General features: G+C 62.8%; 23 protein-coding genes. 13 read left to right on the top strand and 10 right to left on the bottom strand.

Annotated elements, in window-relative coordinates:
- Nucleotides 1–23: 23 nt before the first annotated feature.
- From ROE7235_RS09615 to ROE7235_RS09595, 5 genes are read left to right on the top strand one after another with little or no spacing between them, the layout of a single operon-like run.
- Entirely contained in the window at nt 24–965 is a 942-nt protein-coding gene (locus tag ROE7235_RS09615; protein WP_121095044.1) for an HpcH/HpaI aldolase/citrate lyase family protein, read from the top strand.
- A gap of 27 nt (nt 966–992) precedes the next feature.
- Nucleotides 993–2165: a malate--CoA ligase subunit beta gene (locus ROE7235_RS09610; protein ID WP_121095042.1), complete on the top strand. Its 1173-nt coding sequence runs from the start codon at nt 993–995 to the stop codon at nt 2163–2165.
- Nucleotides 2166–2180: 15 nt separating this feature from the next.
- The gene (sucD, locus tag ROE7235_RS09605) at nt 2181–3077 is read left to right on the top strand and encodes a succinate--CoA ligase subunit alpha (RefSeq protein ID WP_121095040.1); all 897 of its coding nucleotides are present in this window, start codon (nt 2181–2183) and stop codon (nt 3075–3077) included.
- On the top strand, nt 3074–3955 hold the full coding sequence (locus ROE7235_RS09600) for an HTD2 family dehydratase (RefSeq protein WP_121095039.1): 882 nt from the start codon (nt 3074–3076) through the stop codon (nt 3953–3955). Before sucD ends, ROE7235_RS09600 begins: the two co-directional genes overlap by 4 nt.
- A complete protein-coding gene (locus ROE7235_RS09595; protein WP_121095037.1) occupies nt 3952–5172 on the top strand; it encodes a CoA transferase in 1221 nt (406 codons plus the stop codon). The genes ROE7235_RS09600 and ROE7235_RS09595 overlap by 4 nt, the downstream gene beginning before the upstream one ends.
- 98 nt (nt 5173–5270) lie before the next feature.
- On the opposite strand, the gene ROE7235_RS09590 is transcribed toward ROE7235_RS09595, so the two are convergent.
- From ROE7235_RS09590 to ROE7235_RS09570, 5 genes are all read right to left on the bottom strand, one after another.
- Nucleotides 5271–6083 (bottom strand): PPC domain-containing DNA-binding protein, encoded by an 813-nt coding sequence (locus ROE7235_RS09590; protein WP_121095035.1) that lies wholly within the window; start codon nt 6081–6083, stop codon nt 5271–5273.
- Nucleotides 6080–7648 carry an acyl-CoA synthetase gene (locus ROE7235_RS09585; protein WP_121095033.1) on the bottom strand — a complete coding sequence of 523 codons (1569 nt, stop codon included), beginning with the start codon at nt 7646–7648 and terminating at the stop codon, nt 6080–6082. Before ROE7235_RS09585 ends, ROE7235_RS09590 begins: the two co-directional genes overlap by 4 nt.
- Before the next feature lie 2 nt (nt 7649–7650).
- Nucleotides 7651–8820 (bottom strand): acetyl-CoA acetyltransferase, encoded by a 1170-nt coding sequence (locus ROE7235_RS09580; RefSeq protein WP_121095031.1) that lies wholly within the window; start codon nt 8818–8820, stop codon nt 7651–7653.
- A 118-nt stretch (nt 8821–8938) separates the two neighbouring features.
- Nucleotides 8939–9229, bottom strand: coding sequence for an HU family DNA-binding protein (locus tag ROE7235_RS09575; protein ID WP_121095029.1), 291 nt, complete (start codon nt 9227–9229; stop codon nt 8939–8941).
- 185 nt (nt 9230–9414) lie between these two features.
- Nucleotides 9415–10887 (bottom strand): AMP nucleosidase, encoded by a 1473-nt coding sequence (locus tag ROE7235_RS09570; RefSeq protein WP_121095027.1) that lies wholly within the window; start codon nt 10885–10887, stop codon nt 9415–9417.
- 113 nt (nt 10888–11000) lie between these two features.
- On the opposite strand from ROE7235_RS09570, the gene ROE7235_RS09565 reads away from it, so the two are divergent.
- Genes ROE7235_RS09565 through dxs form a run of 4 tightly spaced genes read left to right on the top strand, consistent with a single transcriptional unit; the run spans nt 11001 to nt 14991 of the window.
- The gene (locus tag ROE7235_RS09565) at nt 11001–11936 is read left to right on the top strand and encodes a histone deacetylase family protein (protein WP_121095078.1); all 936 of its coding nucleotides are present in this window, start codon (nt 11001–11003) and stop codon (nt 11934–11936) included.
- Nucleotides 11933–12172, top strand: coding sequence for an exodeoxyribonuclease VII small subunit (locus tag ROE7235_RS09560; protein WP_121095025.1), 240 nt, complete (start codon nt 11933–11935; stop codon nt 12170–12172). The genes ROE7235_RS09565 and ROE7235_RS09560 overlap by 4 nt, the downstream gene beginning before the upstream one ends.
- Nucleotides 12169–13044 carry a polyprenyl synthetase family protein gene (locus ROE7235_RS09555; protein ID WP_121095023.1) on the top strand — a complete coding sequence of 292 codons (876 nt, stop codon included), beginning with the start codon at nt 12169–12171 and terminating at the stop codon, nt 13042–13044. Before ROE7235_RS09560 ends, ROE7235_RS09555 begins: the two co-directional genes overlap by 4 nt.
- A gap of 30 nt (nt 13045–13074) precedes the next feature.
- Entirely contained in the window at nt 13075–14991 is a 1917-nt protein-coding gene (dxs, locus tag ROE7235_RS09550; RefSeq protein ID WP_121095021.1) for a 1-deoxy-D-xylulose-5-phosphate synthase, read from the top strand.
- Between the two features lie 42 nt (nt 14992–15033).
- Here the strand turns inward: dxs and ROE7235_RS09545 are convergent, their stop codons facing one another.
- The 4 genes from ROE7235_RS09545 to ROE7235_RS09530 form a co-directional block, all read right to left on the bottom strand.
- Complete coding sequence (locus ROE7235_RS09545; RefSeq protein ID WP_121095019.1) at nt 15034–15570, bottom strand: GNAT family N-acetyltransferase; 537 nt, start codon at nt 15568–15570, stop codon at nt 15034–15036.
- Between the two features lie 13 nt (nt 15571–15583).
- Nucleotides 15584–15841: a YjhX family toxin gene (locus ROE7235_RS09540; RefSeq protein WP_121095017.1), complete on the bottom strand. Its 258-nt coding sequence runs from the start codon at nt 15839–15841 to the stop codon at nt 15584–15586.
- Between the two features lie 260 nt (nt 15842–16101).
- Nucleotides 16102–18633 (bottom strand): ABC transporter permease, encoded by a 2532-nt coding sequence (locus ROE7235_RS09535; protein ID WP_121095076.1) that lies wholly within the window; start codon nt 18631–18633, stop codon nt 16102–16104.
- The gene (locus ROE7235_RS09530) at nt 18633–19334 is read right to left on the bottom strand and encodes an ABC transporter ATP-binding protein (protein ID WP_121095015.1); all 702 of its coding nucleotides are present in this window, start codon (nt 19332–19334) and stop codon (nt 18633–18635) included. Before ROE7235_RS09530 ends, ROE7235_RS09535 begins: the two co-directional genes overlap by 1 nt.
- Between ROE7235_RS09530 and ROE7235_RS09525 the strand changes: the two genes are divergently transcribed.
- Both ROE7235_RS09525 and metK read left to right on the top strand, forming a co-directional pair.
- A complete protein-coding gene (locus ROE7235_RS09525; RefSeq protein WP_121095013.1) occupies nt 19333–20052 on the top strand; it encodes an arylesterase in 720 nt (239 codons plus the stop codon). The genes ROE7235_RS09530 and ROE7235_RS09525 overlap by 2 nt on opposite strands.
- A gap of 112 nt (nt 20053–20164) precedes the next feature.
- A complete protein-coding gene (gene metK / locus ROE7235_RS09520; RefSeq protein ID WP_121095011.1) occupies nt 20165–21331 on the top strand; it encodes a methionine adenosyltransferase in 1167 nt (388 codons plus the stop codon).
- 60 nt (nt 21332–21391) lie between these two features.
- Here the strand turns inward: metK and gltX are convergent, their stop codons facing one another.
- Entirely contained in the window at nt 21392–22723 is a 1332-nt protein-coding gene (gene gltX / locus ROE7235_RS09515; RefSeq protein ID WP_121095009.1) for a glutamate--tRNA ligase, read from the bottom strand.
- Nucleotides 22724–22789: 66 nt separating this feature from the next.
- On the opposite strand from gltX, the gene ROE7235_RS09510 reads away from it, so the two are divergent.
- Nucleotides 22790–23203 carry a metallopeptidase family protein gene (locus ROE7235_RS09510; RefSeq protein ID WP_121095074.1) on the top strand — a complete coding sequence of 138 codons (414 nt, stop codon included), beginning with the start codon at nt 22790–22792 and terminating at the stop codon, nt 23201–23203.
- Between the two features lie 60 nt (nt 23204–23263).
- Entirely contained in the window at nt 23264–24760 is a 1497-nt protein-coding gene (locus ROE7235_RS09505; protein WP_121095007.1) for a fused MFS/spermidine synthase, read from the top strand.
- The last annotated feature ends 43 nt before the right edge of the window (nt 24761–24803 follow it).

Below are 24803 nucleotides of genomic sequence, written 5' to 3'. Positions count from 1 at the left end.
CATATCCTAGAAAGGGACATAGCATGTCACATACTTTATACCCGCTGCGGCGGCAGCGTTTGCACCGGTCCGAACTGGCCGTGCCTGCATCCAACATTGACATGGTGGTAAAGGCCGCCGACAGCGATGCCGACGTGGTGTTTCTGGACCTAGAAGACGCGGTCGCGCCGCCAGAGAAAGAGCAAGCGCGCAAGAATGCCGTGCAGTTGTTGAACGACATCGACTGGGCTGCCAAGGGCAAGACAGTGTCGGTGCGCATCAACGGTCTGGACACGCATTACATGTATCGCGACGTGGTCGATATCATGGAACAGGCTGGCGACCGGGTGCATACGCTTCTGGTGCCGAAAGTGGGTGTGCCGTCGGACCTGTATATGGTCGAGGCCATGGTCAACCAGATCGAGCAAGGTTGCGGTCTGAAAACCCGCGTCGGTCTGGAAGCGCTGATCGAGACCGCGCTGGGCATGGCCAATGTCGAAGCCATTGCGCAGTTTGGCGGGCGTCTGGAATGTCTGCATTTCGGGGTTGCTGATTACGCGGCATCCATGCGCGCCCGCACCACGAATATCGGCGGTCTGAACCCCGATTATCCGGGCGACCAATGGCACGCATCCATCACCCGTATGGTCGTGGCCTGCCGCGCTTACGGGTTGCGCGCGGTCGACGGGCCGTTTGGCGACTTCTCGGACCCAGAGGGCTATAAGGCCGGGGCGCGCCGTGCGGCGGCTTTGGGCTGCGAAGGAAAATGGGCCATTCACCCCAGCCAGATCGCGCTGGCGAACGAAGTGTTCAGCCCGCCGGAATCCGAAGTGACCAAGGCGCACCGCATCATCGAAGAGCTGAAGAAAGCCGAAGCAGCCGGTAAAGGCGCTGCATCGCTGGACGGCAAGATGATTGATGCCGCATCCGAGAAGATGGCGCGCAACCTGATCGACGTGGCCGAAGCCATCGCGGCCAAGGGCTGAGACCCCATTCCATAGGGAGGAGAGACCATGGATATTCACGAACATCAAGCCAAGGACATTCTGGCCAAATTCGGCGTGCCGGTGCCGCAAGGCGGTCTGGCATACTCGCCCGAGCAAGCCGCCTTTCAGGCGCGCGAGATCGGTCTGCCGGTCGTTATTAAGGCGCAGATCCATTCGGGTGGGCGCGGTGAAGCGGGCGGTGTCAAGTTCTGCCGCACCGACGAAGAAGTCCGTCAGTTCGCTGCTGATATCCTTGGCCGCCAGCTTGTGACCAAGCAAAGCGGGCCAGCAGGCAAAGGCGTCTACCGCCTTTGGGTAGAGGCGGCGACTGACATTGCGCAGGAAATCTATCTTGGGTTCGTGCTGGACCGCAAATCGGAACGCATCATGATCGTGGCCTCTGGCGCGGGCGGGATGGAGATTGAGGATCTGGCCGAAAACGACCCCGATAGCCTTGTGCGCATGATTGTCGATCCGGCAAGCGGGCTGTGTGATTTCGAGGCCCGTGAGCTGGCATTCCGTCTGGGCATGTCGGGTCCGCAGATCGGGCAGATGGTCAACACCCTGCGCGCTTGCTACCGCGCTTACCGCGATCTGGACGCAACTATGGTAGAGATCAACCCGCTTGCCATCACCGGCTCGGGCGATCTGGTGGCGCTGGATGCCAAGATGAGCTTTGACACCAACGCCATGTTCCGCCGCCCCGAAGTGGCAGCATTGCGTGACCTGTCTCAGGAAGACCCGCGCGAGGCGATGGCGGCACAGTCCGACCTGTCCTATATCGGGTTGGACGGCGATATCGGCTGCATTATCAACGGGGCCGGCCTGGCCATGGCCACGATGGACATGATCAAGCTGGCAGGCGCTGAACCCGCCAACTTCCTCGACATCGGCGGTGGTGCCAGCGCAGAGCGCGTTGTGACCGCGTTCCGCACGGTTCTGACCGACCCGAATGTGAGCGTGATCCTTGTCAACATTTTCGCGGGCATCAACCGTTGCGACTGGATCGCGGCAGGGGTGGTACAAGCCTATAAAGAAGTGGGCATGACCATTCCCGTGGTCGTCCGTTTGGCGGGCACGAATGTGGAAGAAGGTCGCCGCATCCTCGAAACCGCCGATGTGCCGATCATCACCGCAGGCACCCTTGCCGAAGCCGCAGAGGCTGCCGTCAAGGCGCGCCCCAATGCTGCCGCTGCATAAGAAAGGACCATCACAATGGCTATCCTAATCACCCCCGAGACCAAGATCATCGTGCAGGGCATTTCTGGCCGGATCGGCCAGTTCCACGCGCAGGAAATGATCGAAACCGGCACCAATGTCGTGGGCGGCGTGACGCCGGGTCGCGGCGGCACCACCGTGCTGGGCAAGCCCGTGTTCAACACCGTGCGCGAAGCGGTGGAAGCAACCGGCGCCGATGCCTCCTTGATGTTTGTGCCCCCGCCCGTTGCCGCTGATGCGATGATGGAAGCCGCCGATGCGGGCATCCGCGTGGCCGTCAGCGTGGCCGATGGTATCCCGGCGCAAGACATGATGAAGGTCAAACGCTTCCTGCGCCGCTACAAGCAGACCCGCAAGATGCGCCTGATCGGGCCGAATTGCGCGGGCGTTATCAGCCCCGGCGTAGGCTTCATGGGCATCATGCCGCCGCATATCTACATGCCGGGCCGCGTGGGCATTGTGGGCCGTTCCGGCACGCTGGGCTACGAGGCCGCCAGCCAGATGAAGGAACTTGGCATTGGCGTGTCCACCTCTGTCGGCATTGGTGGCGACCCGATCAACGGGTCCAGCTTCCGTGACATTCTGGAACTGTTCGAGAATGATCCCGACACCGATGCCGTGATGATGATCGGCGAAATCGGTGGCCCACAGGAAGCCGAAGCCGCCGAGTATATCCGCGATCACATGACCAAGCCGGTCGCGGCCTATATCGCAGGGCTGTCCGCGCCCAAGGGCCGGAAGATGGGCCATGCTGGCGCTATCATCTCTGCCTTTGGCGAAAGCGCGCAGGAAAAGGTTGTCATCTTGCAGGAAGCAGGCATCAAGGTCGCGCCGAACCCGTCCTCCATGGGGGTGACGGTGGCAGAGATACTTGGCAAAAAGGCTGCTGCATGATGCACCCCGAAGGGTATGACGAAAAGACCGTGGCCGACCCCCAAGCATGGGTCGGCCGCGTGGAAGAACACGATGGCGCACTGACGCCGAACCTGGCGGGCATGATGGGCGCGACCTTGTCGCACGCAGCGGCACCCGCGCATGATCTGCGCATTGGCGCGCCCCTGCCGCCCTTGTGGCACTGGATCGCGTTTCCCGAATTCGTGCCGCTGTCGGAACTGGGCAGCGACGGGCACCCGGCGCTGGGGCGGTTCCTGCCGCCCTTGCCCTATCCGCGCCGCATGTGGGCGGGGGGCAAGCTGGAATGGACGGGTGCGCTAGAGGTGGGGGAAACCCTGCACCGCCGCTCCGAAATCTTGGCCGTGACCGAAAAACAGGGCAGCACCGGGTCCATGTATTTCGTCCGCGTGGGCCATGATCTGCACGGCAAGAACGGGTCCATCCGAGAGGAACAGGACATCGTCTACCTGGACATGCCCGAGGAATTCCGCCCGCCGCGTGCCATTCCCGCGCCCGACACCCCCGATTTCCGCGAGGTCGTGCCGATGAACGAAGCACGCCTGTTCCGTTTTTCCGCGGTGACCTTCAACGCGCACCGCATTCATTACGACATGCCCTACGCGCGCGAGGTCGAGAAATATCCCGCCCTGATCGTGCATGGCCCCATGCAGGCCTGCCTGCTGATGGAAGCCGCGTGTCGCCATACCGGCCAGACACCCAAACGCTTCCGCTTTAAAGGAGTGCACCCGATGTTCCATACAGAGGACACCGCCCTTGTCGGCCAGATGGACGCCGCCGCCCCGGCGGTCGACCTGTTCAGCGTGGCCGCCACGTCGAACCATCAATGCATGCAGGCCCGGATGGAGTGGTCCGCATGAGCGGCATCCTGAAAGGTATGCGCGTGGTCGAAGGCTCGGCTTTCGTGGCCGTGCCGCTGGCGGGCATGACGCTGGCGCAGATGGGGGCGGATGTCATCCGCTTCGACCGGATCGAAGGCGGGCTTGATGCCGGGCGCTGGCCCGTGGCCGCCTCTGGCCAAAGCATGTTCTGGGCGGGCATGAACAAGGGCAAACGCTCCATCGCCATCGACATGAAACATCCCCGCGGGCGCGAGATCATTTCGGAACTGATCTGCGCGCCGGGCGAGGATGCAGGGCTGTTCATCACCAACCTGCGCGTGCGCGGCTGGATGGATCATGAAACGCTGTCGGCTCGCCGCCCCGACCTGTGCATGGTCACGCTGTCCGGCGACCGTCATGGCCGCCCGGCGGTGGACTACACCGTCAACCCCAGCTTGGGCTTTCCCATGGCGACGGGGCCCGAAGGCTCCACCGACCCGGTCGCCCACGCGCTGCCCGCATGGGACTGCATCGCGGGCAACATGGTCGTCTCTGCGCTGCTGGCGGCAGAGCGAAAGCGCCTGCGCCACGGCCACGGGTCGGCGGTTGATCTGGCGCTGAAAGATGTCGCCGCCGCCATGCTTGGGCATCTGGGCGTGATCGGCGAGGTCGAGGTCAACGGTATCTCGCGCCCCAAATCCGGCAACGCGCTTTACGGCGCTTATGGGCAGGATTTCCTCTGCGCCGATGGCAAGCGCGTCATGGTCATTGGCCTGACCGACCGGCAATGGCGCGGGCTGCAAAAAGTCACCGGCACGACAGAGGCAATTGCCGCGCTCGAAGCGCAGCTTGGCACCTCGCTGGCAGACGAGGGTGCGCGCTGGGAACACCGCCACGCCATCACCGAGATTCTGCGGCCGTGGTTCGCGGCCCGAAAGGTCGCCGATTTCGCCCAGGCCTTCGAGGATGCGGGCGTGACATGGTCGCAATTCCGCAACTTCAAAGAGGCCGTGGCCGAAGACGATGACATGTCCCTCAACAACCCCATGTTCAGCGAACTCGACCAGCCCGGTATCGGGCGCTACCGCGTGCCCGGCACGCCCATGGCGTTCAGCCACGACCCGCGCGAAGCGCCCGCGCGTGCGCCGGTTCTGGGCGAACATACCGAAGCAATCCTCGGCGATGTGATCGGCCTGCCCGACAATGAAATCGCGTCGCTCTTCGACGCAGGCGTGGTCAAGCAGGGCAAAGCCTAGCCCCTTCATCCTTGCAAAAATATCCTGGGGGAGTCCGACCCCGCACAGGGGTCGGACGGGGGCAAAGCCCCCTAAACGATAGACTTGGGCGCAGCCCGCTATTTGGTCAGCACCAACAGCTCCGCTGTGACCAGAACCGCATTCACACCCTCTGCCAACCGTCCCTCTATCATGCGCCCATCCAACCCTATGCTGGCGGCATCCAGCTGTGCGCCCATTGGGCTGATATGCCCGTCGGTCAGAAATATCTCAGTCGCATAGCTCTCCAACGCCGTGCCATCCTGCATCCGTGTTCCGATCAGGCTTCCCAAGCCCATTACGCGGCCAGTCAGCCCCAGGCCGACCAGCGCTGCGCCGATATCCTGATTGGGCCGCAGCGTAACCAGATGCGCTGGGGTGCCGCCTGTGCGCCGCGGGTGTGGCTCTGGCCGGAAGAGCGTAAACGCCGTTTCGGGGTCGGGACGTGCCTCCAGACACCCGCCCGACAGCCCCCATCCACGCACCGTGCAATCGCGCGCGACCTCCGCCTGATCCGGCAGGATATGCCCCATATGCCGCCTGCCGCTCGCGTCGGTCCAAATGCCATGCGTATGCGTGAACCGCGCGCCCTCGCGCCAGCCCATATGCACGCAGCCCCGCAAGATAGTTGCGCCCGCACCCATCATGTGCGTTTCGCTATACCACGCCGCGTGACCGTTCTGCGCGGGGCCGGGGATTACGTAGGCCAGCGGGTCCATACCTACGTCGCGCAGGTCCAGAAACCCGCCATCGAACCCGTCCAGCGCCTGCGCCACCGCCTGCCCAATGGGCAGACCAGCGCGCAGCACCACCTCTACCGGATGCGCCTGCACCGGCAGTGCAGTTGCGCGCGGTTCCACCGCCGGGCCGGGGTGCACAACGTGGCGCATCATGGCAATTGTCCGCGCGCGTCCAGTTCGTCGCGGATCATCTTTTTCGTGATCTTGCCATAGGCGGATTTGGGCAATGCGTCCCAGAACACCACATGGCGCGGCAGCTTGTAGCGGGCAATCTTGCCCGACAACCAGTCCAGCAGGTCGGCGGGCGGGGCGCCGGTGCACACACAGACCGCCATCCCCACTTCGCCCCAGACCGGGTCCGGCACACCCAGCACCGCGACTTCGGAAATCGCAGGGTGCATCAGCAGCTTTTCTTCAATCTCGCGCGGGTAGATGTTCGACCCGCCAGAGATATACATGTCCGATGCGCGCCCGGTCAGATAGACGAATCCAGCTTCGTCCATATGCCCCAGATCACCGGTCAGGAACCAGCCACCCCGGAAGGATTTGGCATTGGCCTTGGGGTTGTTGAAATAGCCTGCAAACACAGCGGGGCCGATGACGGCAATCTCGCCTGTCTCACCTGCCGCGACCTCGCGCCCTTCTGCATCCTGTATCTGCACATGCATGCCAGTGCGGGCAAAGCCGCATGTTCCAATGCGCATGGTGTCGTCATCAATGTGGTGATGCGCGGGCGGCAGGACGGTAATGTTACCCGTCACCTCGCCAAGGCCGAAATACTGAACCAGTACCGGACCCAGCTTTTCCAGCGCGCGGATCTGGTCGGCGCGATACATCGGCGCGCCTGCATAGATGACATAGCGCAAGGATGCATGGTCATGCGCATCCACCGCCGGGTGTTCGACCAGCAGCTTCACGATTGTCGGCACGGTGAACATGTTGGTCACGCGCCATTTGGCGACCAGCGCCCACAACTCGTCCGGGTCGAATTTCGCGCCTACGGGCAGGATGGTTTTCACCCCGTGCGCCACTTGGCTCAGTTGATGCACGCCTGCGCCATGCGACAGTGGTGCCACGACCAGCGACGCATCCTCCGGCCCGGTCGCGGGCATCAGGTCACACAGGTGGTTGGTGATGACGAAGGCCATCTGCCCATGCGTCAGCACCGCCGCCTTGGGCCGCCCTGTGGTGCCGGAGGTGAAGAAAAACCAGCACGGATCGTCTCGGCAAACTTCTGCCACCGGCTGCGGCTGGCCCATATGCGGCGTGATCAGCGCGTCATAGTCCGGCCCGAACGCGGCCTGCCCGATGGCGATGGTTGGCAGGTTGCAGGCGCTCGCGTGATCCGCGAATTCCGCCCCGCACAACAGCAGCTTCGCGCCCGACGATTGCGCAAGGAAAGCCACATCCTCTGGTGATTGGCGGTAATTGGCAGGCACCCAAACGGCGCCCGCGCGCCAGCAGCCAAAGACCGCTTCGAACATCTGGTTGCAATTCGCGGATTGCACCAGCACGCGGTCGCCCTTGGCCACGCCATATTCCTGCACCAGAACGTGGGCAAAGGCGGTGGCGCGGGCGTCCAGTTCGGCCCATGTCCAGGACTGGTCACCCCAGACCAGCCCAATGTCGTCGGGCGCGCGGCGCGCGCTCTCAGACAGCAGATGCGACAGGTTCATCACGCGGGTCGAAACCGGCGTCATGCCTTGCGACAGGTCCATGCTCACTTCACCCGCTCCATGATCGACACGTAGTTGGTGACCGCCGCCCCGCCCATGTTGAACACGCCTGCCATGGTCGCACCTGGGATCTGCATGTCGCCTGCATCCTGCGTCAACTGTTGCGCGGCCATGACATGCATCGACACACCCGTGGCCCCGATGGGGTGGCCCTTGGATTTCAGCCCGCCAGATGGGTTCACCGGCAAGCGCCCATCCTTGGCGGTAATGCCGTCGCGGATCACGCGGCCGCCTTGGCCCGGTCCCGCCAGCCCCATCGCCTCATATTCCAGCATCTCGGCAATGGTAAAACAGTCATGCGACTCGACCAAGGACAGGTCGTCCAGCGTGACACCCGCATCGGCCAAGGCCTGCCCCCATGCCATGCGCGCGCCCTTGAATTCCAGCACATCGCGGCGCGACAGCGCCATGATGTCATTGGCCTGCGCGCGCGCGCGAAAGGCTATCGCGCGGGCCATGCTTGCTGCTGTTTCGTCATCCGCCAACACCAGCACCGCCGCGCCGTCGCTGACCAGCGAGCAATCGGTGCGCCGCAAAGGACCAGCCACGCGCGGGTTCTTGTCGGACACCGTGTTGCAAAACGCCACGTCAAACGGTTTGCGCATATGCGCCATAGGGTTCGCCATGCCGTTTGCGTGGTTCTTGGCGGCGATCATCGCCAGTTCTTCGGATTTGTCGCCATAACGCTGGAAATAGCCGGCGGCGATCTGACCGAACAGGCCGGCGAAGCCACCATCAACCTCGGCTTCCTCGGCACGGTAGCTGGCCCCCAAAAGGATATCACCGACCTCTGCAATCGGGGTGGCGGTCATCTTTTCGGCACCCACGACCAGCGCAATGCGCCCACGCCCGGATTCGATGAAATCCATCGCGCCATGCAGGGCTGCCGATCCGGTTGCACAGGCGTTTTCATAGCGCGTGGCGGGTGTATGGGCGAAACGCGTGTCCGCCATGGCGACGAGTGCGCCTTGGAAATCTTGGCGGGAAAAGCCGTTGTTGTAGACGCCCACAAAAATGCCGTCGACATCTTCTGCGCCGATGCCCGCATGTTCCAACGCGGGGGGCAGAGCTTCGGCCATGAGGGCTTCGGTTGTCTCTGCCTCGGACTTGCCGAAGGGTGTATGGCTCCAGCCTATGATCTGCGCTTTGGTCATTGTCGCTCCTCCCGTTTGGGCAGAGATTAGACCGCGACCTGCCCCTTGGCCAGAGGGCGCGCGCATGCAAAAGGCGGGCCGCTTGCGCTGACCCGCCCTTTGTCGTGTCAATCAGCGCTTAGCTGTTGACGGCGTCTTTCAGGGCCTTGGCGATGGTCACCTTCACGGCGCGGTCGGCTTCTTTCGTCATCGTCTCGCCGGTGGCGGGATTGCGGACCTGACGCTCGGGGCGTGCGCGGCACATGACTTTGCCGATACCGGGCAGCGTGACCGCGCCACCGGCCGCGACCTCGCGCATGACCAGCGCAGAAATGGCATCCAGCGCGGCATTCGCGGTTTTCTTGTCGGCGTGCATCTCTTCTGCCAGGGCGGCGACAAGCTGGGTCTTGGTCATCGGTTTGACGGTCATTCTTCTCTCCATGTTAGCGTTTCGCTGCAGTACTCGCGCAGCCGTGAACTGATTTGCGAGGTGCATCTAGCCTTGTTTTCGGGGTGGTGACAATTCCTTGAAGCGCGTAATTTCGGGTTTTGGTCAGGAAAATGGCCAAATCAGCCCTGTTTTGATGGTCCGACAGGCAAAAACCCAAGCCCGCGTCACAGAAACGCAGTCTCGCTGAAGCTGCGCAACTTCCGGCTGTGAATGCGGTCGAGCGGCATGTCGCGCAACAATTCCATAGCGCGGATGCCGATCTGCAAATGCCGCGCGACCTGCGTTTTGTAAAAGCTCGATGCCATTCCGGGCAGCTTCAACTCTCCATGAAGCGGCTTGTCGGACACGCATAGAAGCGTGCCATAGGGCACACGGAACCGGAACCCGTTGGCGGCAATCGTGGCGCTTTCCATGTCCAGCGCGATTGCGCGCGATTGCGACAGACGCTGCACCGGTCCCGACTGGTCGCGCAATTCCCAGTTGCGGTTGTCGATGGTCGCGACCGTGCCGGTGCGCATGATCTGCTTCAGCCCGTAGCCGTCCAGTTTCGTGACCTGCGCCACGGCGTCTTGCAGCGCGATCTGGATTTCCGCAAGCGCCGGAATGGGCACCCAGACCGGCAAATCGGCATCCAGTACGTTGTCCTCGCGCAGGTACGCATGGGCCAGAACGAAGTCGCCAAGCGCCTGAGAGTTGCGCAGCCCCGCGCAATGGCCGACCATCAGCCACGCATGTGGGCGCAGCACCGCAATATGGTCGGTCGCGGTTTTCGCGTTCGACGGGCCAACCCCGATATTCACCAGCGTAATCCCCGCCCCCTTGGCGCGTTTCAGGTGGTAGGTGGGCATTTGCGGCAGGCGCGGCAGCGTCGGTATGTGGGCGTGCGCCTCTGTTATAACAGCGTCACCGGGCGCCACAAAGGCGGTGTAGCCACTGCTCTCGTCGCGTAGCATGTCTCGGGCGAAGGCCTCGAACTCGTCGACATAGAACTGGTAGTTGGTGAACAGGATATGGTTCTGGAAATGCTCTGGCGTGGTTGCGGTGTAATGCGCCAGCCGCGCAAGCGAATAATCCACGCGTTGCGCCGAGAATAGCGCCAAGGGCAGCGACCCGTCCGGGTTGCGCACCCGGTCGCCATTGACGATGTCGTCATTGGTCGTGTCCAGATCCGGCACATCGAATACATCGCGCAAGGACAGGGCCATCTCGCCGCCATCCGGCAGGGTCACATCGCCGCGGCCAGCCATGGCAAAATGCAGCGGGATCGGGGTTGCGGACGGGCCGATCTGGACCGGCATTCCGTGGTTTTCCATCAGCAGTGCGATCTGCTGGCGCAGGTAGTGGCGAAACAGGTCGGGGCGGGTGACGGTGGTGGCATATTCGCCGGGTTCGGCCACATGGCCAAAGCTCAGGCGCGAATCCACCTTGTCGAACCGTGTGCTGACAAACCGGATTTCGGGATAGAATGCGCGGTAGCGCCCCTGCGGCGCGCCGCCTTTTGCCAGCGCATTGAACGACGTGATCAAGAAGTGTCGCGCATCGTGATACAGCTCCTCCAGCCGGGCCACCGCCGCATCAGGATCGGTAAAGCTGGCATGGGACGTATCGGGTGGCGTCAGAATGTCGGAAGGGGTCATGTCATGTCCAATTCGGGCTTTCGGGCAGCTTGCCCGAAGGCCCGGCCCGCGACAAGCGGTCGCCGCCACAAATTGCCCTTCCCCCCCGCATCCCAATCGAATACCGTCTGGCCATGACAACCGCATTTTTTACCCATGCCGATGGCGAGGCGCATCAGACCCCGCCCGGCCACCCCGAAGCGCCCGCGCGGCTTGCTGCGATAGCCGAAGCGCTTGCTGCGCCGGATTTTGCTATGCTTGACCGTCAATCCGCGCCGCTTGCGATGGAAGAACGGCTGCTTTTGTGCCATCCGCAAGCCTATATCGACCGTATTCGCCGTGCGTTGCCCGCCGCTGGAATTTATCAGTTGGATGCCGATACGCATGTCTCGAACATGTCGATGCAGGCCGCATTGCGTGCCGTCGGCGGGGCTTGCGCCGGCGTCGACCGTGTTATGGGGTCGACAGGGGGAAATGCCTTTGTTGCGATGCGCCCGCCGGGACACCATGCAGAGACGGAAAAGCCGATGGGGTTTTGCCTGTTCGGCACTGTGGCGATTGCCGCAAAATACGCCATGCAGATGTATGGGCTGAGCCGTGTCGCGGTGGTGGATTTTGATGTGCATCACGGCAATGGCACGCAAGACCTGTTGTGGGACGAAAGCGGCGCGCTCTTCATCTCCAGCCACCAGATGCCACTCTGGCCGGGCACAGGTGCGGCGGATGAACGCGGCGCGCATGACAATGTCATGAATGTGCCGTTAAAGCCGGGCACTGATGGGGCCAGCTTCCGACGGGTGTATGAAGATGCGGTTCTGCCGCAGCTAGACCGTTTTGCGCCCGAACTTGTCAGTGTCTCTGCCGGGTTTGATGCCCACCGCGACGATCCTCTTGCCCAGCTAGAGTTGCTGGAGGAGGATTTCGCATGGGTCACGGGCGCGCTGTGTGACATCGCCGCAAAGCACTGTGACGGTCGGCTGGTCTCTGTGTTGGAAGGGGGCTATGACCTGCCGGCGCTGGGCCGTTCCGTCGCGGCGCATGTCAAGGTTTTGATGGAGCGCGCGGCATGAGCGACACCCCGATTGACGATATGACCTTCGAAGCGGCGCTTGCCGAGTTGGAGCAGGTTGTCACCCGGCTGGAACGGGGCGATGTGCCTTTGGAGGATTCGATCACGCTGTATGAGCGCGGCGCGAAACTGAAAGCACATTGCGAAGCACGTCTGGCCGCCGCCCAGATGCGCGTAGAAGCGATCCGGCTGGCCGAAGACGGCACTCCCAAAGGCACGGAACCGTTCAACCCATGACCGACTTCCCCGCCGCCCTGAGCGCGGCTGCCGAACGGGTCGAAACGCGGTTGCAAGCCGAAATCGCTTCGCTGCCGCAAAGCACTGTGCGCGATGCCATGGCGTATGCTGCACGGGGTGGCAAAAAGCTGCGCGGGTTTCTGGTTCTGGAAAGCGCGCGGCTGCACGGGATCGGGCCGGATCGGGCGGTGGCGGCTGCCGCAGCGATCGAAGCGATCCACGCCTATTCGCTGGTGCATGATGACTTGCCCGCCATGGATGACGACGATCTGCGCCGGGGCCAACCCACAGTTCATGTCAAATGGGACGAGGCAACCGCCATCCTGACCGGCGACGCGCTGCAAACATTGGCCTTCGGCCTGCTGGCCAGTGAGGATGCCGCGCCCGATGATGCGGGACGGCTGGCGCTGCTCGGCACGCTCGCCCATGCCTCTGGCGGGGCTGGGATGGTGCTGGGGCAGGCGTTGGACATTTCCGCTGAAACCGCCATCGACCCTTTGGACCTGGCCGCAATTACCGACTTGCAGCGCGGCAAGACCGGCGCGCTGATCGCGTGGTCGGCCTGCGCAGGCGCGCGCATGGCGGGGGCCGATCCCGCACCGCTTGCAGCCTATGCGCAGGCGCTAGGGTTGGCCTTTCAGATTGCCGATGACCTGCTGGACATAGAGGGTGATGCGGCCCTTGCGGGCAAACGCCTGCAAAAAGATATCGCAGCGGGCAAGGCGACCTTCGTGTCGCTTCTGGGGGTCGAGGGTGCCAAGACGCGCGCGCGCCACTTGGTCGCGCAAGCCCAAGATGCCCTTGCCCCGTATGGCGCAAGGGCCGATATCTTGCGACAAGCCGCGCAATTCGTTATTGCCCGCAAAGCGTGACACGTGCGCGACAGCGAAGGACCAAGACCGATGCCTGACACTCCCTTACTGGACAAGGTCCAAAGCCCCGCAGACCTGCGCGGGTTGACCGATGCCCAGTTGCGGCAAGTCGCTGATGAGCTGCGCGCCGAAACGATCGCCAGCGTGTCGCAGACCGGTGGTCATCTGGGGGCAGGTCTTGGCGTTGTGGAACTGACCGTCGCGCTGCACGCGGTGTTCGACACGCCGCGCGACCGGCTGATCTGGGATGTTTCGCACCAATGCTACCCGCATAAGATACTGACAGGTCGGCGTGATCGGATGCGCAGCTTGCGTCAGGAAGGCGGGCTGTCGGGCTTCACCAAACGCTCGGAATCGCCCTATGATCCGTTCGGGGCCGCGCATAGCTCGACCAGTATTTCTGCCGCCTTGGGCTTTACCATGGCGCGTGAGCTTGGTGGCGCGCCAGACCCGGCACTTGGCGATGCGATTGCCGTGATCGGGGACGGCGCGATCAGCGCGGGCATGGCCTATGAAGCGCTGAACAACGCCGGCCACCTGCGCAAACGTATGTTCGTAATCCTGAACGACAACGAAATGTCTATCGCTCCGCCCACCGGCGCGATGTCCAGCTATCTGTCGCGCATTTATACCGACAAGCCGGTGCAAGACCTCAAACATGCCGTGAAAGGCGCTCTGTCCTACATGCCCGGGCCCATTCAGGAAGGGGCGCGGCGCGCCAAGGACTTGCTGAAGCACGCAACGGTCGGGGGCACCCTGTTCGAAGAATTGGGCTTTAATTACATCGGCCCGATTGATGGGCATGACATGGACCAACTGCTTTGGGTTCTGCGCACTGTGCAGGCGCGCGCGGATGAACCGGTACTGATCCATGTGCTGACCAAAAAGGGCAAAGGGTATGGCCCTGCCGAAGATGCCGCTGACCGCGGCCATGCCCGCGCCAAGTTTGACGTGGTCACGGGCAAGCAGCAAAAAGCCAAGCCCAACGCGCCCGGCTATACCAAGGTCTTCGCGCAGGCGCTGATTGACGAAGCGGGGCGCGATCCCAATGTTGTCGCCGTAACCGCCGCCATGCCCGATGGCACGGGGCTGGACCTGTTCGCGAACGCCCATCCCGACCGGATGTTCGATGTGGCGATTGCCGAACAGCATGGCGTGACCTTTTGCGCAGGGCTGGCGGCGGGCGGCATGAAGCCGTTTTGCGCTCTTTATTCGACCTTTCTGCAGCGTGGTTACGACCAGGTTGTGCATGACGTGGCCATCCAACGTCTGCCCGTCCGCTTTGCGATTGATCGCGCCGGGCTTGTGGGCGCGGATGGTGCGACCCATGCCGGCAGTTTCGATGTGGCCTATCTGGCGAACCTGCCGGGCTTTACCGTCATGGCCGCCGCGGATGAGGCGGAACTTGTCCACATGGTCGCCACCGCCGTCGCGCATGATGATGGCCCCATCGCGTTTCGCTACCCGCGCGGCGAGGGCGAGGGCGTCGAGATGCCCGAACGCGGGGTGCCGATTGAAATCGGAAAGGGCCGGATGATCCGTCAGGGCAGCCGCGTGGCAATCCTGTCCTTCGGCACCCGTCTGGGAGAGGTGCAAAAGGCTTGCGAGACACTCTCGGCAAAGGGCGTCACCCCGACCGTGGCCGATGCCCGCTTCGCCAAACCGCTCGACCGCGAGATGATTTTGGGTTTGGCGCGCGACCATGAGGCGCTGATCACAATAGAGGAAGGCGCTATCGGAGGCTTCGGCAGCCATGTCGCGCAGCTACTGGCCGATGAAGGCGTGTTCGACCACGGTCTGAAATTTCGCTCTATGGTGCTGCCCGATATTTTCATCGACCAGGCCAGCCCGGCGGCGATGTATAACGTGGCCGCCATGAACGCACCCCAGATCGTGGACAAGGTTCTGTCGGTTCTGGGCGAAGACAGCCGCGCGCAGTCGGCCTGAGCGCGGCAATAAGCATCCGGGCGGTGCCCGGATGCTCTGGTTCTACCACAGCGCCGGATCGTTCAGCGCTTCAACGCATGTGGATGCGCCCTTCAGCGGCGTCAACTCTGCCTCTGTCAGCGATTGCGCCAGCCAGCCTTCGGGAAAGCTGAGGGGCAAGGGCGCCTTTGCCACCGTCTCGTCTATCTGCCGAAAGCCCACACGGCCGTAGAAATTGATATCGCCATAGGTCAGCGCTACAGCCACGCCCGCGTCGCGCAACTGTTGCAAGGCGTGATGCAGTAGCTTTTGCCCCAGCCCTTTGCCTTGCCGGTCGGTGGCGACCGCCATGGGCGACAGGATGAACGCGGTGCGCGCATCGTCTTGGAAGCGCAAGCGGGTAAAGATGGCGCTGGCCTGCACCGTGTCGCCATCCAGTGCAGAGAACACGAATATGTCCCTTGCCGGGGTGGTGGACAGAAGCGCCGCGACGAAATCGCCGATCACCGCGCCCTCATCCGCCCCTTCCGAGTCGGTGAAAGTGGCGCGAAACAGGTCGACAATGGCCTGTGCTTGGGTGGTCTCCGTTGTGAATTCCATTCTGTTTTCCTTTTCAGCGTTGGTTGAGTTGGGCGCGCACGGCTTCGATTCCCTGCCGCGATACGCGGTAGGGCTGACCGTTCTGAGAACGGATGAAGCGGCGTTTTTTCAGCCTAAGAAACAGCTTGAGGGTGCAGTCCGACAGGACAAACCCTTCGCGTGTAACGCAGGTGATGGCGCGTATCTTGCCACGGTCGCACCGTTCATGGTGGATCATCCCGCCAAGGGCGAGTTCGTGCAAAACACGTTGTTCGTGCTTTGAAATATTCACGGCAGTGTCTCGATTTTATGAACACACAAAGACGGGTCACTCGGCGCTCCGCCTGAGTGGCCTCTCGGTCTCGCGTTCCCCTAGCCTTGGGCCGGGAACGGGCTTATGCCCGGGTCTCTTGCATAAAATCTCCGTAGCGTGGCCAAATAACCGCGCGATATTAGGATACACCCGATTTTAGACCGTTTCAGCGTGGTTTTGGCCGCCATCACCAGAACGGTACGTTTGTTGCGCGAAGGTGACAGTCGGCTTCGGCCGCGTTAATCCTGCGCCCGCAGAATGCTGGCGGGGCGCGCGCTCAAGGGCCGCATGGCAAAGAGCAGCCCTGCAACAAGTGTCGCGATCACCCCTCCCGCGATGATGCCAAGGGCAGAGTAGGGCTCGAACCGGTAGGGGCTTTCCATCACGAAACGCATGACCGCCCAGCTTGCCAGCGCGCCCGCGCCGAGCGCCACAATACCCGCTGCGGCGCCCATGAGCGCCGAGCGTAGGGCAAAGCTGGTCAGGATCGCGCGTCGGCTGGCACCAAGGGTTTTCATCACCGCCGCTTCGAACACGCGGGCGCGTTCGCCCGCCGCTGCCGCCCCGATCAGCACGACAAAGCCGGTCAGCAATGTGGCCAGCGCCGCGTAGCTGGTCGCGGTGGCCATGGTCGATAGGGCTTCCGTCACCCGTTCGGCAGCCTCGCGCACGCGGATCGCGGTCACGTTCGGGAACATGTTGGACAGATCCCGCAGGATCGCGCCTTCGGCCGCTTCTGCGGCGTAGACGGTTGCGATATGCGTGTGCGGGGCAGCGGAGATCGGCATGGGGGACATGACCATGACAAAGCCGATACCGCCGGTCGAAAAATCAACCTCGCGCAGGCTGGCGATGGTGGCGGTAATTTCGCGCCCAAGCACGTTGACTGTGACGGTATCGCCAAGGGTCAGGCCCAGCTCATCGGCCTCTTCCTGTGCGAAACTTATCAGCGGCGGCCCAGAATAATCCTCGGCCCACCATTCCCCGGCGGTCAGCGTCGCACTGTCCGGCAGCGCTGCGGAATAGGACACGCCGCGATCGCCGCGCAGCACCCAGTGCCCGGAATTGGGGTGCGCGTTCGCCGGGATGCCGTTCAGTGCCGTGACGACGCCGCGCAGCATGGGCGCGGTTTGCACATCTTCGACATCCGGGTCTTCGGCCAGGCGCCCAAGGAACCCGTCGAGTTGAGCATTCTGGATATCCAGGAAGAAGTAGCTTGGCGCGCGGTCGGGCAGGTCGGTGGCAATGGCGTTGCGCAGGTTGTGATCAATCTGGCCCACGGCAGCCAGCACCGTCAAGCCTAGCCCCAGCGATAGGATAACCGCACCTGCGCCCTCTCGCGGGTTGGAAATGGCCCCCATCGCCATGCGCAGTGCTGTCCGCCCGCGCAGCGCGCGCGACCGTGCCAAGCGCCGGGCCAAGGCCCGCACGCCAATGGCCGCAAGAGCGAGAACCACCAGCGCGCCCAGCACGCCGCCCGCCGTGGCATAGGCCAGACGCGGCGCCGCAGCAAAAGCCGCAGAGATCAGCACAAGTGCAACCACAAGCATGGCGATAACAACCAGATACGGCAGGCGGGGCCAGCTTTGCGTGGCCTCTGCCGCGCCGCGAAAAATGGTTGCGGCGCGCACATGTTCGGTGCGCGCAAGCGGCCAGAGCGTGAAAATAAGGGCGGTCAGCGCGCCGTAAATCGCGGCTTCTGCCAACGCAGAGGGCGATAGCGATATTTGCAAAGATACCGGCAATTGGTCGGCCACCAAGGGCGCGACAATGAACGGCACCAACGCGCCCAGCGTCAGCCCCACGGCCAGACCCAAGCCTGTCAAAACACCGATCTGCATCAGGTAGACGGTAAAGATGGTGCGGCTTTGCGCGCCCAGTGTTTTCAGCGTGGCGATGACGTTGGTTTTTCCGTCCAGATAGGTGCGCACCGCAGCAGACACGCCCACGCCGCCCACGGCCAGCCCTGCCAGTCCCACCAGCACAAGGAAGGACGACACACGGTCGATGACCCGGCGCACCTGCGGGGCCGCGTTGCGGCTGTCACGCCAACGAACCCCCGCGCTTTCCAGCCCTTCAAGGGCCTCTTCGCGCGCGGCATCCAGATCGCTGTCGGGCAGCAGCAGGCGGTAATTCACCTCATACAAGGTGCCCGGCCCCAGTAGTTCGGCATTGGCCAAGTCGGATGTCCGCACCAAGCTGCGCGGGCCAAAGCCGAAATTGCCGCCAAACCCGTCGGGCTCGCGCGTGATATGTGCGCTCAGCACGAAATCCTGCACACCAAGGCGAAACGTGTCGCCAATCGCCAGACCCAGCCGGTCGGCCAAGATCGGTTCCATCACACCGCCGGGCAGGTCGTCCGTGCCTGCCAGTGCATCTGCCAGCGGCATGGCCGGATCAAGCCGTAACTCGCCTACAAGCGGATAGGCGCTGTCCACGGCTTTTACCTGCGTGATCGCGCGCTCGGCATCCTCGCCGCCCGTGCCCGCAACGGCCATGGACCGGAAATCATAGACCTCTGATACTTCGCTGGCGAAGTCGTCGATGAAGGCGCGTTCTTCGTCCGTGGCGTTGCGGTAGGTGAAGCGCAGCTCTGCATCCCCGCCCAGAAGCGTAGCACCCTCGCGTTCCAGCCCTGCGTCGATCGCGCTTCGGATGGACCCGATTGCCGCAATCGCACCCACACCAAGCGCGAGGCAGGCTAGAAACACCCAGAACCCGCGTAGCCCCCCGCGCAATTCGCGCCGGGCAATGTTCCATGCGACCCGCATCATTCCGCGGCCTTTGCGGCGCGCGGATTATCCTGCGCAACCAACCCGTCGGCCAGATGGATGACGCGGTCACACCGTGCGGCAAGGTCGGGCGCGTGCGTCACCAGCATAAGCGTCGCCCCGTGCCGGTCGCGCAACCCGAACAACAGATCCATGATCGCCTGTCCGTTCGGCCCGTCCAGATTTCCGGTGGGTTCATCTGCCAACAGGATATCGGGGCGCGGGGCAGCGGCGCGGGCAAGCGCGACGCGCTGCTGCTCGCCGCCCGACATTTGTGCGGGGTAATGGTCCATCCGGTGGCCAAGCCCCACAGTGTCCAGCTCTTCTGCTGCGCGGTCGAACGCGTCGGACTTGCCCGCCAGTTCCATAGGTGTCGCGACGTTTTCCAGTGCCGTCATTGTGGGGATGAGGTGGAAAGACTGAAACACCACCCCCATATGATCCCTGCGGAAACGGGCAAGCGCATCTTCGTTCAGCGTGGTCAGGTCGTGGCCAAGTGCGGTGATCTGCCCTTCGGTGGCGCGTTCCAACCCGCCCATCAGCATCAGGAGCGACGATTTGCCAGAACCGGACGGCCCGACCATACCCACAGTCTGCCCGCGCACAATGTCGAGAGTGATGTCACGCAGAATAGTGACCGCCCCCGCATTTCCTGCAAGGGTCAAACCAACATTTGATAATGAGAGCACGGAGTCAGCCATGAAAATCGTCCTGAGTCATTTTACTTCCTTCGCATATGGTGTGCTCTGCGCCACTGGCAACCGCGTGCGGGCCGGGGTTTTGGGTTTAACGGCAATCTGTGCGTTTTCCGTCGCGCCCGCGATCGCAGAGCCGGTCCGGCTGGTGGCACTGGGCGACAGCCTGACCCAAGGTTACGGGTTGCCCGAGGGCAAAGGGTTTGTGCCCGTGCTGGAAGCATGGTTGCAAGAGCGCGGCGCAGATGTGACTGTCATCAACGCGGGTGTTTCGGGCGACACCACCGCAGGCGGTCTGGCGCGCATGGACTGGACCTTGGCAGAGCCCGTTGACGCTATGATCGTGGCACTGGGCGGCAATGACCTGCTGCGCGGCCTAAGCCCTCGCACCAGCCGCGAGAACCTTGACGGTATTCTGAACCGCCTGGAATTGGAAGGTATTCCCGCGCTGCTGGTCGGTTTGCCCGCGCCCGGCAATTACGGACCGGAGTTCAAGAACGCGTTCGAGGCCATGTATGTCGATCTGGCTGCGAAATACGACGTGCCCCTCTATCCCGATTTCTTGCGCCCCCTGTCGGAAAAGGCCGATGCCGGCATGTCGTTTCGCGACCTGATGCAGGACGACAATATCCACCCGAACGCGCAGGGTGTTGACTTGATTGTCGAAGCGATGGGTCCAGATGTCATGCAGCTTTTAGAGGCGGCAACCGCGCAGGGCGACTGAAACGGCTGAATCCAGTTGTGGCCTGAAACGGGCTTTGGTAAGCCGCGTTGGACTTTGTGGCGGCGCGGGCCGCGGAACCTGTGGGCGATCCAGCCCCGACGAAGGAAATGACATGGCGCGGAACGACTATATTTTCACCTCCGAATCTGTTTCCGAAGGACACCCCGACAAGCTCTGTGACCGTATATCCGACGCGGTGCTGGACACACTTCTGGCGGAAGAAGAAAATGCACGCGTCGCCTGCGAGACCTTCGCGACCTCGTCCTTGGTGGTGATCGGCGGAGAGATTGGCCTGTCGAACCCGGAACGGCTGAAGGATTACATGGGGCGCATTCCGCAGATCGCGCGCGATTGCATCAAGGATATCGGCTACGAGCAGGAAAAATTCCACTGGAATACCTGTCATGTGCTGAACTTCCTGCATGAACAATCCGCGCATATCAGCCAGGGCGTGGATCGGGATGGTGCGGGCGATCAGGGGATCATGTTCGGCTACGCAGTGGATGAAACACCCGAACTGATGCCGGCGCCCATCCAGTATTCGCACAAGATTTTGCGCCGTCTGGCAGAGGCGCGCAAATCCGGCGTCGAACCCCACCTGCGCCCCGATGCGAAAACCCAGCTATCCCTGCGCTATGAAAACGGCCGTCCGGTCGAAGTGACTCAGCTTGTGCTATCGACCCAGCATGACAGCGAGGCTCAAAGCTCTGACGACATCCGCGCGATGGTCGAACCTTATATCCGTGAGGTTGTGCCGAGCGAATGGCTGACAGACAAGACCGAGTGGTGGGTCAACCCGACCGGCACGTTCGTAATCGGCGGCCCCGATGGCGATGCAGGCCTGACCGGGCGCAAGATCATCGTGGACACCTATGGCGGCGCGGCCCCGCATGGCGGCGGCGCGTTCTCGGGCAAAGACCCGACCAAGGTGGATCGGTCCGCAGCTTATGCTGCGCGCTATCTGGCCAAGAACATCGTTGCGGCTGGCATTGCGACACGCTGCACATTGCAACTGTCCTATGCCATCGGCATCGCCAGACCGCTGTCGATCTATGTCGATACGCATGGCACGGGGCAGGTGGATGACGCTCAGATCGAGCGCGCCGTTGCCAAGTCCATGGACCTGACGCCCTTGGGCATTCGCACCCATCTGGGTCTGAACCGTCCGATATACGAGCGCACCGCAGCTTACGGCCATTTCGGGCGCGAACCCGAAGCCGATGGTGGCTTTAGCTGGGAGCGCACCGATCTGGCAGAGGCCCTGAAAAAATCGCTATAATGCGGCTTTTTCAATCGAAAGCAGAGCCGGGCGCAGCGTTGCACCCGGCTTTTTTCGTGTTCAGCCCTCGCGGGCGGGAACGCGCTGCAAAAGCGGCATCAACTGTGCCATTTCCGGCCCGCGCGCTTGGCCGGTCAAGGCCAGCCGCAGGGGCATGAACAATCCTTTTCCCTTGCGCCCCGTGGCGGACTTGACCGCATCGGTCCAGTCTTTCCAAGCCGTTGCGTCATAGGGTGGGGGCGGCAACAAGGTCATGGCTTGAGCGATGAACTCCGCGTCTTCGTCGGCGATGACCGGTGTGGCCCCGTCGCGGCAAAGCGCCCACCAACCGGACAGGTCATCCAATGTTGTGATGTTTTCGCGCGCAACCTCCCAGAATTGGGGGGCGAGGTCATCCGGCACGCCAAGCGCGCGGATGGTATCGGCCACCGCCGCATACGGCCGCGCTTGCAGGTCGCCACGCGTCAGCGGCCACAGGTCTTCGGCATCGAACTTGGTGGGGGCAGAGCCGAATTGCGACAGGTCGAACCCGTCGGCGATTTCGTCGAGCGACGCACGCAACTCCACCGGCTGGCTGGACCCAAGCCGCGCCATCAGCGACAAAAGCGCATTCGGCGTGACGCCTTGCGCGCGCAGGTCGCGCAAGGACAGCACGCCAAGCCGTTTCGACAGCGCCTCGCCTTGTGGGCCAGTCAGAAGCGAATGATGGGCAAAGCTGGGGACGGTGCCGCCCAATGCTTCGATGATCTGGATTTGTGTGGCAGTGTTCGTCACATGGTCGGACCCGCGCACGACATGGGTAATGCCCATATCCGTGTCATCGACCACCGAGGCCAGAGTATACAACACCTGCCCATCCGCGCGGATCAGCACCGGGTCGGACACGCTGGCCGCGTCGATTGACAAGGGGCCCAGAATACCGTCGTTCCATTCGATCCGGCTTTGGTCCAGCTTGAAACGCCAATAGCCCGCGCGTTCTGCGCGCAGTCGTTCACGCGCCGACTCATCCAGCCCGAGTGCGGCGCGATCATAGACCGGTGGGCGCCCCATATTCAGTTGCTTTTTGCGTTTCAGGTCCAGTTCTGACGGTGTCTCGAAACACTCGTAAAACCGACCATCCGCGCGCAGCTTGTCGGCAGCGGCCTGGTAGCGGTCCAGTCGTTTCGACTGTTGTTCGACCCGGTCCCATGTCAGGCCCAGCCACTCAAGATCGAACTGGATGGCGTCGATGTATTCCTGCTTGGAGCGTTCGGGGTCGGTATCGTCCAGCCGCAGCACGAATGTGCCACCCTGTTTCCGCGCGATCAGGTAGTTGAACAGTGCGGTGCGTAGGTTGCCGATATGCAAATACCCGGTGGGCGAAGGCGCGAAGCGGGTGACGATGCTGGACATGGTGGAAACCCCTTTTCTATGCGCTTTCCTCTTTCACAAGCCCCGCGCGCATGCAAGACCATGGGCATGAGCGATCAAGCCCCATGGACCAACAGCCTGCCCCCGGATGATGCCGCGTTTCTGGCGCTGGTCACGACCGCCATCGCGGATTTGCCCGCGCCTTTCGATGCCCATGCCCGCGCGGTCGCGGTTCAGGTCGTCGATTTCGCGCCTGATGCCATTCTGGACGAAATGGGCATCGAAGACCCGTTCGAGTTGACTGGTCTCTATGACGGCACGCCCTTGCCCGACAAACTGGGCGAGCAGGCGCTTGGCCCCGATACGATCTGGCTGTTTCGTCGTCCAATTCTGGATGAATGGGTCGCGCGGGGGGATGTTCCCCTCGGTCATCTGGTCGCGCATGTCTACCTGCACGAACTGGCGCATCATTTTGGCTGGTCGGATGCCGATATCGCACGTATCGCGCCTTGGATGGATTAGGCTCTGGCTTGTCAGGCCGGGCGGGCGGTTCTATCGTCGAGTGGTCTTTTGGGGGCGCGTATGCACAAGCTTTGGATATTGATCGCGGTGCAGGCCACCGTCGCCGCCGCGAGCCTTGTGGTAGAGATTGTCGCGGGCCGGATGCTGGCCCCCTATGTGGGAATGTCGCTTTATACATGGACCTCTATCATTGCCGTCGTGCTGGCGGGGTTCTCGGCGGGGCATTGGGCGGGCGGACGGTTGGCGGAACTGTCGCCCGATCAGGCGTTGCGCGCGAATGGCTGGGCGATGCTTGCCGCAGCGCTGACGACGGGCGGAGCGCTGTTCCTGTTGCGCGGCGTGGCCGGTCCAGTGATCACCACGTTTGAACACCCTGTAGCGGTCATCGTGGTGCTGACCACGCTGGTGTTTTTCCTGCCGTCATTCTTTGCCGGCATTCCCGCGCCCATCCTTAGCCATGTGGCCGTTCTGCGCCACCCCGACCGCGCGGGCCGCGCGCTGGGCGCGATGTTTGCCGCAGGCGCGTGGGGCGCGATTCTTGGCACCTTGGCGGCAGGGTTCGTGTTCATCTCTTGGCTGGGCAGCACCGGCACACTGGTGGTGGTGACGGTGGTCTATACCCTTTTGGGGCTGCATAGCCTGTGGGCAGCGCGCGGGTTCGGACGCTGGATGACCCAAGGCACCATCGCCGCGCTTGTGCCGCTGGCGCTGACCGGCGCGACGCTGACGCGCCCCGACCCATGTAGCGTCGAAAGCAATTACTTCTGTATCCGCGTTGTCGAACCCTCTGGTGCCGTGGCAGAGCGTTTGATGGTGCTGGACCATCTGGTGCACGGGGTTTCGGTCGCGGATGACCCGCGCGCCATGCTGACGCCACATGCCATGATGCTCGACGGTCTTGCCCGCCTGCGGATGGACGGGCGCTCGGCTTGGTCTGCTTTCCTGATCGGCGGGGGCAATTACGCTCTGCCACGCGCATGGGCCGCGCATGGCGCACCCGTGGATGCAACCGTGGCAGAGATGGACCCCGAAGTGACGCGGATCGCGGCGGAACAATTCTGGTTCGACCCGGACACCGCCAATGTCATCCATGCCGATGCCCGCCGTGTCTTGTATCAGGACAACGCAAGCTATGACATCGTGATTGGCGACGCCTTCACAGACATCGCAGTACCGGAACACTTGATCACCCGCGAGTTCTTTTCGCTCGTCAATGACAGGCTCAATACCGGCGGTGCGTATATCATGAACGTGATTGACCATATGGACCGGTTGGAAGCGTTGGCATCCGTGGTCGCCACCGCCGAGCAGGTGTTCGACGTGGTAGAGGTTTGGGCCGACCCGCTGCATGACCCGTCAGAGGACCGGCGCGTGTTCATCATGGTGGCAGGCGATGCGCCAACGCCGGTCAGCCGCTTTACCCACATGCACCCTGAAGCGCGGCAGGTCGTGCGGGTGGGCGGAGCGTCCATCCGTGATCTGGTCGCGCGCGAGAGCACCGTTATACTGACCGATGACTATGTCCCGATCGCGCGGCTGATGGGCGCGCGCAGCTAGGCGCAATGACAGCTTTGCCGACGAAGTAGCCGTTGGCGTCAAA

It is taken from the genome of Roseinatronobacter ekhonensis (assembly GCF_900499075.1).
Lineage (GTDB): Bacteria > Pseudomonadota > Alphaproteobacteria > Rhodobacterales > Rhodobacteraceae > Roseinatronobacter > Roseinatronobacter ekhonensis.
Note: the sequence above shows the minus strand (reverse complement) of the source record. Positions and strands in the feature narration are given on the sequence as shown.